The organism is Citrobacter europaeus (genome assembly GCF_037482245.1).
Classification (GTDB): Bacteria; Pseudomonadota; Gammaproteobacteria; order Enterobacterales; family Enterobacteriaceae; genus Citrobacter; species Citrobacter europaeus.
This window is the reverse complement of sequence record NZ_CP148084.1, coordinates 1-14,780: the sequence shown is the minus strand read 5'-3', so window position 1 is coordinate 14,780 and position 14,780 is coordinate 1. Positions and strand designations below refer to the sequence as shown.

13 protein-coding genes and 1 other annotated feature are annotated in these 14,780 nt (G+C 52.0%); of the genes, 4 read left to right on the top strand and 9 right to left on the bottom strand.

Annotated elements, in window-relative coordinates; all coding sequences use genetic code 11:
* Positions 1-153 precede the first annotated feature (153 nt).
* Positions 154-1,017 (top strand): AraC family transcriptional regulator, encoded by an 864-nt coding sequence (locus tag WHR59_RS00065; RefSeq protein ID WP_043018801.1) that lies wholly within the window; start codon positions 154-156, stop codon positions 1,015-1,017.
* Positions 1,018-1,066: 49 nt separating this feature from the next.
* On the opposite strand, the gene WHR59_RS00060 is transcribed toward WHR59_RS00065, so the two are convergent.
* The 3 genes from WHR59_RS00060 to ibpA form a co-directional block, all read right to left on the bottom strand.
* Positions 1,067-2,728: a putative transporter gene (locus tag WHR59_RS00060; protein ID WP_043018802.1), complete on the bottom strand. Its 1,662-nt coding sequence runs from the start codon at positions 2,726-2,728 to the stop codon at positions 1,067-1,069.
* Between the two features lie 124 nt (positions 2,729-2,852).
* The gene (gene ibpB / locus WHR59_RS00055) at positions 2,853-3,281 is read right to left on the bottom strand and encodes a small heat shock chaperone IbpB (protein ID WP_047407721.1); all 429 of its coding nucleotides are present in this window, start codon (positions 3,279-3,281) and stop codon (positions 2,853-2,855) included.
* Between the two features lie 92 nt (positions 3,282-3,373).
* Positions 3,374-3,787, bottom strand: a complete 414-nt coding sequence (gene ibpA / locus WHR59_RS00050; RefSeq protein WP_003023882.1) for a small heat shock chaperone IbpA — start codon at positions 3,785-3,787, stop codon at positions 3,374-3,376.
* Positions 3,781-3,853, bottom strand: a sequence feature (ROSE (Repression Of Heat Shock gene Expression) occurs in the 5'-region of heat shock genes and acts as an RNA thermometer to modulate expression.). Its footprint overlaps the gene before it by 7 nt.
* Positions 3,854-4,091: 238 nt before the next feature.
* On the opposite strand from ibpA, the gene WHR59_RS00045 reads away from it, so the two are divergent.
* The gene (locus tag WHR59_RS00045) at positions 4,092-4,424 is read left to right on the top strand and encodes a YceK/YidQ family lipoprotein (protein WP_167373431.1); all 333 of its coding nucleotides are present in this window, start codon (positions 4,092-4,094) and stop codon (positions 4,422-4,424) included.
* 1 nt (position 4,425) lies between these two features.
* Here the strand turns inward: WHR59_RS00045 and WHR59_RS00040 are convergent, their stop codons facing one another.
* A complete protein-coding gene (locus WHR59_RS00040; protein ID WP_338843499.1) occupies positions 4,426-5,652 on the bottom strand; it encodes a DUF3748 domain-containing protein in 1,227 nt (408 codons plus the stop codon).
* 100 nt (positions 5,653-5,752) lie between these two features.
* On the opposite strand from WHR59_RS00040, the gene cbrA reads away from it, so the two are divergent.
* Both cbrA and WHR59_RS00030 read left to right on the top strand, forming a co-directional pair.
* Positions 5,753-6,898 carry a colicin M resistance lipid reductase CbrA gene (gene cbrA, locus WHR59_RS00035; RefSeq protein WP_193145732.1) on the top strand — a complete coding sequence of 382 codons (1,146 nt, stop codon included), beginning with the start codon at positions 5,753-5,755 and terminating at the stop codon, positions 6,896-6,898.
* A 58-nt stretch (positions 6,899-6,956) separates the two neighbouring features.
* Positions 6,957-7,550 carry a hypothetical protein gene (locus WHR59_RS00030; protein WP_230586372.1) on the top strand — a complete coding sequence of 198 codons (594 nt, stop codon included), beginning with the start codon at positions 6,957-6,959 and terminating at the stop codon, positions 7,548-7,550.
* A gap of 44 nt (positions 7,551-7,594) precedes the next feature.
* On the opposite strand, the gene yidA is transcribed toward WHR59_RS00030, so the two are convergent.
* The 5 genes from yidA to dnaA form a co-directional block, all read right to left on the bottom strand.
* Positions 7,595-8,407 carry a sugar-phosphatase gene (gene yidA / locus WHR59_RS00025; protein WP_043018808.1) on the bottom strand — a complete coding sequence of 271 codons (813 nt, stop codon included), beginning with the start codon at positions 8,405-8,407 and terminating at the stop codon, positions 7,595-7,597.
* A 209-nt stretch (positions 8,408-8,616) separates the two neighbouring features.
* Positions 8,617-11,031 carry a DNA topoisomerase (ATP-hydrolyzing) subunit B gene (gene gyrB, locus WHR59_RS00020; protein WP_043018809.1) on the bottom strand — a complete coding sequence of 805 codons (2,415 nt, stop codon included), beginning with the start codon at positions 11,029-11,031 and terminating at the stop codon, positions 8,617-8,619.
* 28 nt (positions 11,032-11,059) lie between these two features.
* Positions 11,060-12,133 carry a DNA replication/repair protein RecF gene (recF, locus tag WHR59_RS00015; protein WP_003844434.1) on the bottom strand — a complete coding sequence of 358 codons (1,074 nt, stop codon included), beginning with the start codon at positions 12,131-12,133 and terminating at the stop codon, positions 11,060-11,062.
* A gap of 138 nt (positions 12,134-12,271) precedes the next feature.
* The gene (dnaN, locus tag WHR59_RS00010) at positions 12,272-13,372 is read right to left on the bottom strand and encodes a DNA polymerase III subunit beta (RefSeq protein ID WP_005121477.1); all 1,101 of its coding nucleotides are present in this window, start codon (positions 13,370-13,372) and stop codon (positions 12,272-12,274) included.
* Between the two features lie 4 nt (positions 13,373-13,376).
* A complete protein-coding gene (gene dnaA, locus WHR59_RS00005) occupies positions 13,377-14,780 on the bottom strand; it encodes a chromosomal replication initiator protein DnaA (RefSeq protein WP_043018810.1) in 1,404 nt (467 codons plus the stop codon).

The window sequence follows — 14,780 nt, the reverse complement described above, 5'->3', positions numbered from 1 at the left end:
TTATCATTATGTCCCGGCAGCGGTAGGGAAAATCGGAGGTATTACGCACCGGGTCAGGCAGTCAGATTTCTTAAAATAAAAACGTCATATCCCTGAACGGATTTTTTCTGTTAAGTTCAGGTTGTGGGCATAATTCTCCGGCGGGAAATTAAAATGAATGGAAAGATGCAAAGTTCGCATGTAAAAAACGAAACTACGTACAATATTCCCCTATTGATTAACGAAAATGTGATCTCAAGCGGAATTTCATTGATCTCGCTGTGGCACACCTATGCCGACGAACATTACCGGGTTATTTGGCCACGCGATAAGAAAAAGCCACTGATAGCTAATTCATGGGTTGCTGTCTATACCGTCCAGGGCTGTGGGAAAATCCTGCTAAAAGGCGGCGAACACATTACCCTCACCGGAAATTGTATAATATTTTTAAAACCAACAGACATACAGTCTTATCATTGTGAAGGATTAGTATGGGAACAATACTGGATGGAATTCACTCCAACCAGCGTAATGGATATTCCGTTACGCCAGCAAAGTATTATTTATAATGGTGATATTTATAATCAGGAACTGGCCGAGGTCTCGCGATTAATTACGTCACAAGACTCAATGAAAAATAATCTGGCCGTCGCTTTTCTCACAAAAATAATTTATCAATGGATTTGTCTTATTTACGCCGAAGGTAAAAAAGACCCACAGCGGATACAAATTGAAAAACTGATTGCCACTCTGCATGCCAGCCTGCAAAGGCGGTGGAGCGTGGCGGATATGGCGGCCACCATCCCCTGCAGCGAAGCCTGGCTACGTCGTCTTTTTTTACGTTACACCGGTAAAACACCGAAGGAATATTATCTCGATGCCCGGCTGGAACTGGCGCTGTCACTGTTAAAGCAGGAAGGGAATACGGTCGGACAGGTGGCAGATATGCTTAACTTTTTTGACTCATTTCATTTCAGCAAAGCCTTTAAACACAAGTTTGGCTACGCGCCCTCGGCAGTGCTTAAACATGAGAAGTGAAATACCGTCTCATCCGGCCTGCAGGAGATGCAGGCCGGATACTCGCTCTTTAACCCAGCCCCCAGAAGATCACCGCCAGCAGCTGTGGCGTGATAATCCTCAGGAACATAACCAGCGGATAAACGGTGGCGTAGGAGAGCGCAGCTGCCCCGCTGGTGGCATGCAGGTTGTTAGCAAACGCCAGCGCAGGGGGATCGGTCATTGAGCCAGCCAGCATACCGCACAGCGTCAGATAGTTCATTTTGGCGAAGATACGCGCCAGCAATCCAACGGTAATCAGCGGAATAGCAGTAATGAAAATACCGTAGCCCACCCAGCTCAGGCCATCGCCCTGCGTCAGGGTATCGACAAAATCACCGCCAGATTTCAGGCCAACCACCGCAAGAAACAGCACAATACCTAACTCTCGCAACGCCAGGTTAGCGCTGGGAGGCATAAACCAGTACAGCTTACCAATGCTGCCAATACGCCCCAGAATTAAGGCCATGATCAGCGGTCCACCGGCCAAACCCAGTTTTAACGCCACCGGGAACCCCGGGATGAAAAGCGGGATGGAACCCAATAGCACACCCAGTCCGATACCAATAAATACCGGCAGCATCTGCACCTGTTGCAGTTTTTGCTGCGCGTTACCCACAACATTGGCGACGGCATCAATGGACGCGGGACGCCCCACCAGATTGAGGATATCGCCGAATTGCAGGCTGGCGTCGCTGCTGGCTACGAGCTCAACCCCCGCACGGTTCAAGCGGGAGATAACCACGTCGTAACGCTCTTTGAAATGCAGGTCGCGGATTCGTTTACCCAGTACCTGTTCGTTGGTCACCACCACGCGCTCAACGCGTAAATCGGTACCTCGCGTCGACAGCGATGTGTCCACCTCCTGCCCAATCACCACCTGCGCGTTGTGCAGATCGCCAGGCTGACCGACCAGGTGTAACAGGTCGCCCATCTGGATAATTGTCCCTGGCGACGGCACCATCAATGTCTCTTCACGTTTCAGACGCGAGCAGATGATTTTATCGCTGTTCAGAATCGGGACATCCTGAATCGCCATATTGTTGAGGTTCGGGTTTTCCACGCGGATGTTCATCGTCTGAATCAGCGCGTGTCCGTTGGTCAGCGTAGATTCATGCTGATGGGCTTCGGCATCGACGTTAACGCGAAAAATGAGGCGCATCAGCCACATCGTGAGCAAAATACCACAGATACCAAAAGGATAGGCCATGGCATAGCTCATCCCCATCTGATCCACTACATCAGCAGGGGTACCCAGATCGCGCAGAATTTGCTGCCCCGCCCCCAGCGCCGGCGTATTGGTGACCGCGCCGGAGAATATCCCCAGCACCACGGGAAGGGGAATGGCAAAAATCTTATGCAGGATCGCGGTGACCAGGCCACCCATAATAACAATCAGTACGGCAAACAGATTCAGCCGCAGCCCGGAAACGCGCAGTGACGCAAAAAAGCCCGGCCCCACCTGAATACCGATGGTGTAGACGAAAAGAATCAGGCCAAATTCCTGAATAAAATGCAGCATGTCGCCGCTCAGGGTCATCCCTGCCTGATCGACAAAATGCCCGACAATAATGCCGCCGAACAGCACGCCTCCAATGCCAAAACCAACACCACGTATTTTTATGTTGCCGATCCATAATCCGACAACCGCCACCAACGCCAGAACGCTGACCGTCAATGCTATATCACTCATTATCCTGTTCCCTGTGAATAACATCATTAAGTAAATGGATTCTCGCAGAGTACAGTCGCAATGTATGGGTGGTAAAGCACAAAAAAGCCCCGTCATTTCTGGCGGGGCAAAGGCATGGAGCTATTTAACTCTCTAATGCGGGACGTTCGCTGATGGCGATACGTTGTGGAGCAATGGTTTCAGGTTCATTCCGGGTCAAATCGATATGCAGCAAGCCGTTAGTGAAGCTTGCGCCGGAGACCTCCATATTTTCAGCCAGCGTGAAGCTCAGGCTGAACGGCTGAGTGACCAGCCCCTGATGCAACCATTTGGTCTCTTTTTCCGGCTGTTGCGGCGTACCTTTCACGGTCAGGCGCGTGCCTTCCAGTTGAATATCCAGATCTTCCTGGCGGAAACCGGCTAACGCAAGGGTAATGCGGTAGTGGTTATCATCGCTCTTTTCGATGTTATATGGCGGGAAGCTCTGGCTTTCACCGGTGTTTTGCAAGGCATTGGCCAGTTTGTCAAAACCGATCCATTGACGCAGCAGTGGGGATAAATCGTAGTTACGCATAATAATCTCCTTCTAAGAAGCGAGTAGGTACTTTTCGGCTCCCTGACGGCAAGCCGATGACTTAGCAGGGCCGCCTGCAGCGGCCCACAGAATTAGTTGATTTCGATGCGGCGCGGCTTGTTCGCTTCGGGAATCACGCGCTCAAGATCGATATACAGCAGACCATTCACCAGGTTTGCGCCGCGAACATGAATGTTCTCCGCTAACTGGAACTTACGTTCGAAGTTGCGCTCGGCAATGCCCTGATACAGGTAAGTACGTTCTTTTTGATCGTCCGCATGAGCGCCTTTCACCACCAGCAGATTGTCCTGGGCAGTAATTTCCAGTTCGCTTTCAGCAAAACCGGCAACGGCAATCGCAATGCGGTAATGGTTTTCGTCTACCAGCTCAACGTTATACGGAGGGTAGCCGCCATTGCTCTGGCCCTGATTGTTTTCCAGCAGGTTAAACAGGCGATCAAAACCAATTGCAGAACGGTACAGCGGGGATAAATCAAAGTTACGCATAATCAATAGCTCCTGAAATCAGCGAGAATAATCGACCTTCCATCATGGACAGGTCAGGTAGCCAGGACACCCATCAGGCATGCCCTTCATTTGTCTACACTCTAAAAATGGGTCTTAATACAAACTTTTCAAGCGTATTCATCTGACTTTTTTTGCAGTTTGGTGTCTATTGCATACACTGGGGGAAGCAGTTGTTATCGTTAAATCGCGATAGCCGCCACAGTGCGACGAAATGGTGATGTTATTTTCGCAACGGATCGCTTTAACTCACCATGCAAACACGATAAATACAGATGAATAAATGATGATAAAAAAAATGTTGGTAACACTGGCAATGTGCAGCGGGATGGCGTTTTTGAGCGGCTGTTCCAGCATTATGTCACATACCGGAGGCAAGGAAGGGACGTATCCTGGCACGCGCGCCAGCGCCACAATGATTAGCGAAAGTGATACAAACTGGGGAACCAAGTCGCTGGCGATTCTGGATATGCCGTTTACCGCCGTACTGGATACGGTACTGCTTCCGTGGGATCTCTTTCGCAAAGACAACTCGGTGAGATCCCGCGTAGAAAAAAGCGAGGAGAGAACGCAGGCCACAAACGCGGTTATTCCCCCGGCTGAAATGACCGCGCCTTAAGCTAGCGCCTGGTTTCTGTCACCCATAACTGGCGGAAACCCTCGACGTCTTCCATCCACGCAACCCATTGACCGTCAGGAGAAAAGACGATCGCGTCGCCTGACGGCGGGTTGCCATGATGATCCGTTAAAAAATCAATCTCTCCCGTAAGAGCATCACAACAGGCGATTTTGTTCTGCAGTACAAATCCCAGCCATTTCCCCGACGGATGCCAGTTGAACGCTGACTGAATATCCGTGGCGCAGCGGGTAAGCTGACGCGGCTCCCCTCCTTGTGGGGAAATCAGCCACAGTTGCACAACACCACGATCATCGCGCATTAAAAACGCAATCTCAGAGGCTCCTGGATTACTGCGCACCCAGTGGCGCGGCTGATTAACCAGCCCAGGGAAGACGTGCTCATGGGTAAACGTCAGGCGGCGTTGAGTTATGCCGGATGGCGGCGCAGGCATTGTCGCCTCAGTCCCCTCCAGTGGCTCGTCGCCAGGCTGTTTCCAGCCGCTTTCATCCTGTGGCAAATCAACAATAAACAGCTCCGGCACCTTCTCACCAGAGGCGGACAGCGTATCGCCGATAAACGCCAGTCTGCTTTCCCCCACCCAGCCCTCTTCATAGGCGCGGTTAATCTCATCGCTCCCCGGCTTTGGCGCTGGCGTCGTCTGACTCACCAGCACGCACCAGTAGCTACCGCTATATTCACGGGGATGCTGCGAGGAAACATTCACCGGACCATACGGCGCAGCCACGCCGACGTTGCGTAAATCGAGCGCTGGAGAGCGCTCATGCAGCACATGGTCGTTATAGGTAAAACTGACAAACTCCCCATTCGGGCTAAAAACATGCACATGACTGCCGCCGCGCAGCGCGCCCGGCGTATATGGCGCAGTAATATCCATCGCATCCAGATTCTCCATCCCAGCCTGCGAAGCAATCACCCCACGCCGATGATGGAAGTCGTAATGCCATGTTTCATCTGGATTTTCAGGCCCATGAATAAATACATATTTTTCCGACTTTGGATGAACGGTCACCACGCCAACGTGCGATCCCTGACTAGCCCGGTAAATCACCTCCAGCTCGCTGGTATGGATATTGACGCGCTCAATTGTTTCACCGGTAAAAGAGGCGCCGGAGGGGCGCACATCAAAGACCAGCCACTGGCTGTCCGGTGTCCAGGTATTGATATTGGTAAGCTGATGATTACGCGGCGTAAAGGTGATTTGCTTCATGGGATGCCCTGATACAAGACGATTTCAGCAATCATACTTCACAAGCACTTCACTTTCAGGCTTTAGCGTATCGCTATCTTCATTTTTTGCGGACAGAAAGATGGAACATTTTGACGTAGCGATTATCGGATTAGGCCCGGCAGGCGCAGCGCTGGCGCGGCAGTTGAGTGGAAAAATGCGCGTGATCGCGTTGGATAAAAAACGCCAGTGCGGCAACGAAGGTTTTACCAAACCCTGCGGCGGTCTGCTGGCCCCGGATGCCCAGCGTTCGTTTATCCGCGACGGGATAACCTTACCCGTTAATGTCATCGCCAACCCGCAGATATTTAGCGTTAAAACGGTTGATGTTGCCGCTTCTTTGACGCGTAACTACCAACGCAGCTACATTAATATCAATCGCCATGCATTTGATTTATGGCTTAAATCGCTCATTCCTGACGATGTACAGGTGTACCACGACAGCCTGTGTCGGAAAATCTGGCGCGAGGGCGATAAATGGCATGTAATCTTCCGCGCCGACGGTTGGGAGCAGCAGATCACCGCGCGTTATCTGGTAGGTGCCGACGGAGCGAATTCACTGGTACGCCGTCATCTCTATCCCCAGCACCAAATCCGTAAATATGTCGCTATTCAACAATGGTTTGCGGAAAAACATCCTGTCCCGTTCTATTCCTGTATTTTTGATAATGACGCAACCGACTGTTATTCATGGAGTATCAGCAAAGACGGCTATTTTATCTTTGGCGGCGCGTACCCCATGAAGGACGGCCAGGCGCGCTTTGACGCGCTGAAAGAGAAGCTGGAAACGTTCCATTTCCAGTTCGGCAAACCGGTGAAAAGCGAAAAATGTACGGTGCTGTTCCCCTCACGCTGGAAAGACTTCGTCTGCGGCGAAGATAACGCGTTCTTGATTGGTGAAGCGGCCGGATTTATCAGCGCCAGTTCGCTGGAAGGGATTAGCTATGCGCTGGACAGCGCGGAGATCCTCAAATCTGTACTCCTGCGGGATGCGCCAGATATGAATCACGCCTACCGCAACGCCACCCGCAAGTTACGCCTCAAACTGTATGGCAAAATCCTGAAAAGTCGCGCCCTGACATCGGCCTTTTCCCGTAAATGGATAATGCGCAGCGGCGTGGCGCACATTCCCTTGGCAAAATCTGAAAGTCACCCGCCAGCAAAAGAAAAGCGTGATAAATCGCGTAGTATGGCCATGACATTACGGCGCGTTTTTTTAAGGGATTAAGTTGAACATAAAACATAGCTGGTTGGTAAAATCGCTGGTCGTATCATCGCTTAGCGTTATGTTATCAGGGTGCCTGAGCTTTATGTGGCTCAAAGCAGGCGATCCACAAACAACAAGGGAAAAGTGGAAAACAGACACCGTTATTGGCTTATCGTCAGGTAAAGATAATGATGGTAATGAAGGCTATGTCTTTGTCGGCAAAACGTTTGATTATCTGATAACCAGTGGTGCCGAAAGCGTGGTGAAGTTGCTGCAAGATCCGCAAATCGACCGTCATAATTTACAGGCCGTTGATATCGCCGAATTCATCATCAGCGACAATAAAAAGGGATTTAAAGGCGTATTAACGCTTAAATACACAGGGGAAACGCAGGACGTTAAACAAGTGCTTACGGGCTACGGTTTTGACTGCTCAGCGCAATACTGCACTAAAAATCTATCCAAACTGGAAGGGACAATCCATAAAAAAAGCACCAAACAGGATTACTCGCAGATGCTTACGTTTTATCATCCATTTACCGTTGGTTTTTACGAATATAAAACCTCACATATACCCGAATTCGTCACAAACGGACTACTGCCCATTACTATCACTCTGGATGTCGTAACCTCTCCATTACAAATATTATTTTTTAATTATTATCACCAATAAAAATTTAAATAGGCAAATGTAACAAGGCACTTGCCCATAACTTCTTAATTCAGCGCAAATTTCTCAATGGCATACGCGACGCCATCTTCAAGGTTGGATTTCGTCACGAAGTTGGCGATTTCTTTGACTGATGGAATAGCGTTGTCCATGGCAACGCCCACGCCTGCGTATTCAATCATCGCGATGTCGTTTTCCTGATCGCCAATCGCCATCACCTCTTCGGCTTTAATGCCTAACGTATCGGCCAGCGATTTTACACCTGTCCCTTTATTGACGCGTTTATCGAGGATTTCGAGGAAATACGGCGCGCTCTTCAGCACGGTGTACTTCTCTTTTACTTCCGCAGGTATACGCGAGATAGCTTTATCAAGGATCTCCGGCTCATCAATCATCATCACTTTCAGGAACTGGGTTGCAGGATCCATTTTCTCGGCTTCACAGAACACCAGCGGGATGGTCGCGACAAACGATTCGTGCACCGTGTAGTAGCTGATATCACGGTTCGCGGTATACAACGTATTGCGATCGAGAGCGTGGAAATGTGAGCCAACTTCCCGGGAAAGCTGTTCCAGGTAACGATAATCATCATAGCTCAGCGCGGTTTGCGCCACGGTACTGCCATCCCCTGCTTTCTGCACCAGCGCACCGTTGTAGGTAATGCAGTAGTCACCGGGTTGTTCCATATGTAGTTCTTTCAGATAGCTGTGAACGCCGGCATACGGGCGTCCCGTGGTCAGCACCACATTCACGCCACGCGCGCGCGCCGCGGCAATCGCCGTTTTGACCGCAGGTGAAATGGTGTGATCGGGCAGCAGAAGTGTGCCATCCATGTCGATAGCAATAAGTTTGATAGCCATGAGTTCCCCGGATTAAATGAGTCCGTCCTCATGCTAACGCGATTCCGCTCAAAAAACAGCTACGAAAAGGGGGATAGAAAGGGGAATCGAGATTCCCCTTTTGTCGATTGGTTGTCGTTTGTAGGCCTGATAAGCAACGCGCCATCAGGCACAATACAACGTCTTGCCGGATGGCGGCGTAAACCGCCTTATCCGGCCTACAGATTGACTTAAATATCGATGTTCGCCGCTTTCAGGGCGTTTTCTTCGATAAACGCACGACGAGGTTCAACGGCATCACCCATCAGCGTGGTGAACAGCTGGTCGGCGGCGATCGCATCCTTCACGGTAACGCGCAGCATACGACGGCTTTCCGGGTCCATGGTGGTTTCCCACAGCTGTTCCGGGTTCATCTCACCCAGACCTTTATAACGCTGGATAGCGAGACCACGACGAGACTCTTTCTGCAACCATTCCAGCGCCTGCTCAAAGCTTGCTACTGGCTGACGACGTTCGCCACGTTCGATAAACGCATCGTCTTCGATCAGCCCGCGCAGCTTCTCGCCGAGCGTACAAATACGACGGTATTCGCCACCGGTCACAAATTCATGCTCCAGCGGATAATCGGTATCGACACCGTGGGTACGCACACGGATCACCGGTTCGAACAGGTTCAGTTCAGCGTCTTTACGCACGAAGCTGTTCCAGGTGCTGCCGTGCATTTCTTTTTCATTCAGCACGTTAACCAACTGGGAAACCCAGGCCGTCACTTTCGCTTCATCAGACAGGCAGTCTTCAGCCAGCGTCGGTTGATAAACCAGTTCTTTCAGCAGCGCTTTCGGGAAACGACGTTCCATACGGCCGATCATTTTCTGCGTCGCGTTGTATTCAGAAACCAGTTTTTCTAATGCTTCACCCGCCAGGGCTGGTGCGCTGGCATTGGTGTGCAGCGTTGCGCCATCCAGAGCGATAGAAATTTGGTACTGATCCATCGCTTCGTCATCTTTAATGTACTGTTCCTGCTTGCCTTTTTTCACTTTGTACAGCGGTGGCTGTGCAATGTAAACGTGGCCGCGCTCAACGATTTCCGGCATCTGACGATAAAAGAAGGTCAACAGCAGCGTACGAATGTGCGAGCCGTCGACGTCCGCATCGGTCATGATGATGATGCTGTGATAACGCAGTTTGTCCGGGTTGTACTCGTCACGACCGATGCCACAGCCGAGCGCGGTGATCAGCGTCGCGACTTCCTGAGAGGAGAGCATCTTGTCAAAGCGCGCTTTCTCGACGTTGAGGATTTTACCCTTCAGCGGCAGAATCGCCTGGTTTTTACGGTTACGGCCCTGCTTCGCAGATCCGCCCGCGGAGTCCCCTTCCACCAGATACAGTTCAGAGTGGGCTGGGTCGCGTTCCTGACAGTCCGCCAGCTTGCCCGGCAGACCGGCTAAGTCCAGCGCGCCTTTGCGACGGGTCATTTCACGCGCGCGGCGTGCAGCTTCACGGGCACGCGCAGCATCGATAATTTTGCCAACGACGATTTTCGCGTCAGACGGGTTTTCCAGCAGGTATTCACTCAGCAGCTCGTTCATCTGCTGTTCTACCGCCGATTTCACCTCAGAGGAGACCAGCTTATCTTTGGTCTGTGAGGAGAACTTCGGATCCGGCACTTTCACAGAAACAACGGCAATCAGACCTTCACGGGCATCGTCACCGGTGGCGCTGACTTTCGCTTTTTTGCTGTAGCCTTCTTTGTCCATGTAGGCGTTCAGGGTACGGGTCATCGCCGCACGGAAGCCTGCAAGGTGAGTACCGCCGTCACGCTGTGGAATGTTGTTGGTGAAACAGTAGATGTTTTCCTGGAAACCATCGTTCCACTGCAGCGCAACTTCAACGCCGATACCGTCTTTTTCAGTGGAGAAGTAGAAGATATTCGGGTGGATCGGCGTTTTATTTTTGTTGAGGTATTCAACAAACGCCTTAATGCCACCTTCATAGTGGAAATGATCTTCTTTGCCGTCGCGCTTGTCGCGCAGACGAATAGAGACGCCGGAGTTCAGGAAGGACAGCTCACGTAGACGCTTCGCCAGAATGTCGTATTCAAACTCAACGACATTGGTAAAGGTTTCGTGGCTTGGCCAGAAACGGACCTGAGTCCCGGTCAGTTCTGTTTCGCCGGTTACCGCCAGCGGCGCCTGCGGCACACCGTGCACGTAAGTTTGCTGATGCACTTTGCCTTCACGACGAATCACCAGCTCCAGTTTCTGCGACAAGGCGTTAACGACAGAAACACCCACGCCGTGCAAACCGCCGGAAACTTTATAGGAGTTATCATCGAATTTACCGCCTGCGTGCAGAACGGTCATGATAACTTCCGCCGCCGAAACGCCTTCTTCCGGGTGAATACCGGTCGGGATACCACGGCCATCATCGGTAACGGACACGGAGTTATCAGCGTGAATCGTTACCACGATATCTTTACAGTGACCCGCGAGCGCTTCGTCGATAGCGTTATCTACCACCTCGAATACCATGTGGTGCAGACCGGTGCCGTCATCCGTGTCGCCGATATACATACCAGGGCGCTTACGCACCGCATCCAGTCCTTTCAGGACTTTGATACTGGAGGAGTCATAAGAATTCGACATCAACGTTTCTCGCTCATTTTATCTTGGGTTAATCCGTTATTTTACCCTTTTCCACGGTAAACATCTTCGAATTTTCATCGGACATGTCTATAACGTGTTCAGCGCTGATTGCGCTGACAAAGACCTGAGATTGCGTGGCTTTTAAGCGGCTGGCCAGCAGCCCGCGACGCGCGTCATCCAGTTCAGAGGCAAAATCATCTATCAGGTACAGGCAGCGCCGTCCGCTTTCACGGGTCAGGAACTCCCCTTGCGCCAGACGTAAGGCGCACATCAGCAGCTTTAGCTGCCCACGCGACAACGTGTCTTCCACCGGCGCACCGTCGGCACGAATGCGGAAATCCGCCTTATGCGGGCCGTGCGCGGTGTAGGTCAACATGCGATCGCGTTCAAAACTGCGTTCCAGCACTTCGGCATAATCAGTCTCTTTCTCCCAGCCGCGCTGGAATGAGAAGGAGAGAGAAAACTCGGGAAGAAACTGCTGGCAGGTATCCGCCATATCCTGCGCGATACCGGCGCTGTACTCCGCGCGCCAAGTGCTGATTTGTTCCGCCAGCGGGATCAGTTCTTTATCCCACGGGCGCAGTTGCTCATAACGACTCACCTGGCGCAGCGCCGCATTACGCTGCTTGAGCAGTCGTTTCAGGTTGCTCCAGGCGGTGAAAAATCCGGCTTCATTGTGAAAGCATCCCCAGTCAAGGAATGCTCTTCTGTATTTGGGGCCGCCATTAAGTAAAGTAAACCCCTCTGGCGTGATCAGTTGCATCGGCATCAGGTGCGCCAGTTCTGCAACCTTGTGCCCGTCAGTGCCGTCAATGCGCACTTTGCTGTCGCCCAGTTTGTCTTTCGTCAGACCAATCGACGTCTCACGCTCTTCCCCTTGCAAACGCCCGTGTAAAACAAACGACTCCTGCTCGTGGCGAATGACGCGACCAATCTGCAAACTGCGAAACGCCCGGCCGTGGCCGAGCGTATAGATGGCTTCCAGCACGCTGGTTTTGCCGCTGCCGTTCGCGCCAACCAGAAAGTTAAAGCCGGGAGATAAAGCGAGATCCGCATTTTCAATATTGCGGAAATCTTTAATCAGGAGTCGGGATAGCGACATATCAACTCATAACCAGGGCGTTATCGTCGCAGTTAGTCTGGTTACGGCCAGCGCACAGCAACCGGAGCGTACTGAAGTACGTGAGGATTGCGAGCACTGCCCGGAGCCAGAATAACAAGTAAGATAGCCCGATATTCTTTACAAGCGCATAGGCATGACGACATAGGCTGCAGATTGTGACGCTGCATCTTCAATCTGTACGCTCGATACGGAATCGGTCAGCAGAATACGCACGTTCTCGCACTTCAGCGCGTTCAGAACGTCCAGTACGTAGCTCACGTTAAAGCCGATTTCCAGCTCAGTACCAGGATAGGAGACATCCAGAATTTCTTCTGCTTCTTCCTGCTCCGGGTTGTTGGCGGTGATTTTGAGCTGGTTTTCGCTGACATACAGACGCACGCCGCGGAATTTCTCGTTAGAGAGGATCGCCGCACGAGCAAATGCCTGTTTGAGGATATCGCAACCGGCTTCCAGATGTTTGTCCGGATTCTTCGGCAATACGCGGCGATAATCCGGGAACCGACCGTCAACCAGCTTGGAAGTGAAGATAAAGTCGCCCACGTGCGCACGAATGTTGTTGCTGCCAATCTGCACGCGCAGCGGGTTATCACCGCCGTCGAGCATACGCATCAGTTCAATCACGCCTTTACGCGGTACGATCACCGAATGGCTTGGCAACGGCTGACCGACAGGCATTGAACAGACCGCCAGGCGGTGACCGTCGGTCGCCACGGTACGCAGCTCTTCCCCTTCGGTTTCAAACAGCATGCCGTTTAAGTAGTAACGTACGTCCTGATGCGCCATCGAAAACTGCGTGGCTTCAATCAGACGCTTCATCGTAGCCTGCGGCAGGGTGAATTCGACTTCGCTCTGCCAGTCGTCCAGATTCGGGAAGTCGGCAGCAGGCAGCGTAGACAGCGAGAAACGGCTGCGACCAGAACGCACCAGCATACGGTCGCCTTCCAGTTGAACGGCAATCTCCGCGCCTTCCGGCAACCCGCGGCAAATATCGAAGAATTTACGCGCCGGAACGGTGGTCGCACCAGGTTCATGCGGCTGGATCAGCGCCACGCGCGCCACCATCTCCATTTCGAGATCGGTACCGGTCAGCGAAAGCGCACCGTCAGCAACCTGCAGCAGCAGGTTTCCGAGAATAGGCAGTGTAGGACGTCCACCCAGCGGGCCGCTGACCTGCTGAAGCGGTTTTAATAAATGTTCACGTTCAACGGTAAATTTCATAGCGTCACGAAGATAATGTTCTGATTAAATTGGAGAAATCTTCTTTAATATCATGGCTTTCTTCACGCAACTGCTCAATCTTGCGGCAGGCATGAAGCACGGTAGTATGGTCACGCCCACCAAACGCGTCGCCAATTTCCGGCAGACTGTGGTTAGTGAGCTCTTTTGCCAGCGCCATCGCCATCTGGCGCGGACGAGCTACCGAGCGAGATCGACGCTTAGAAAGCAGATCCGCAATTTTGATTTTGTAATACTCCGCCACCGTCTTCTGAATATTGTCGATGGTGACCAGCTTTTCCTGCAAAGCCAGCAGATCGCGCAGCGCTTCACGCACGAAATCGATAGTAATCGCCCGGCCGGTAAAATTGGCGTTGGCGATCACGCGGTTCAATGCGCCTTCCAGTTCACGCACGTTAGAGCGTAGACGTTTGGCAATAAAGAACGCCACTTCCCCGGGCAGACGAATGTCGTTTTCGTCGGCTTTTTTCATCAGGATCGCGACGCGGGTTTCCAGTTCAGGTGGTTCGATCGCCACAGTCAGTCCCCAGCCGAAGCGGGATTTCAGACGATCTTCAACGCCGTTGATCTCCTTCGGATAGCGATCCGAGGTCAGGATGATCTGCTGATTGCCTTCCAGCAGGGCGTTAAAGGTGTGGAAAAACTCTTCCTGCGATCGTTCTTTATTCGCGAAGAACTGGATATCGTCAATCAGCAGCGCGTCAACGGAGCGGTAGTAGCGTTTAAACTCTTCGATCGCGTTGTTTTGCAGGGCTTTAACCATATCCTGCACAAAACGCTCGGAGTGCATATACACCACTTTCGCGTTTGGCTTACGCGCCATTATGCCGTTACCGACAGCGTGCAGCAGGTGAGTTTTACCCAGACCCGTACCGCCATAAAGGAATAACGGATTGTAGGCGCCGCCAGGATTGTCCGCCACCTGACGTGCCGCCGCGCGCGCCAGTTGGTTAGATTTACCTTCAACGAAGTTATCAAACGTGTGTTTGACGTTGACGTTAGAACGATAGGTAGGTTCTGCCGGGGCCGGGACGTTATCCCAGCCAGGGCGCGCTGCCGGAGCGGCGCGTTGCGGTTGCACTTGCTGCGCTACGTAAGCGGGCGCAACAACGTTGTTCACCGGCGTCTTCAGCGTTTGCGTGACGGGTTTAGTACCGACTTCAAAGCGCAGCTGTGGGGCATCCGCTCCACAGAAGTTATTGAGTAATCCATTAATATTATTAAGGTATTTATCCCTTACCCAATCGAGCACGAAACGGTTTGGCGCATACAAAGCCAGCGTGTTATCGCTCAGTTCCGCCTGCAACGGGCGTATCCACATACTGAACTCTGTGGCTGGTAACTCATCCTGCAATCGGGCAAGACACTGCTGCCAAAGCGAAAGTGACAC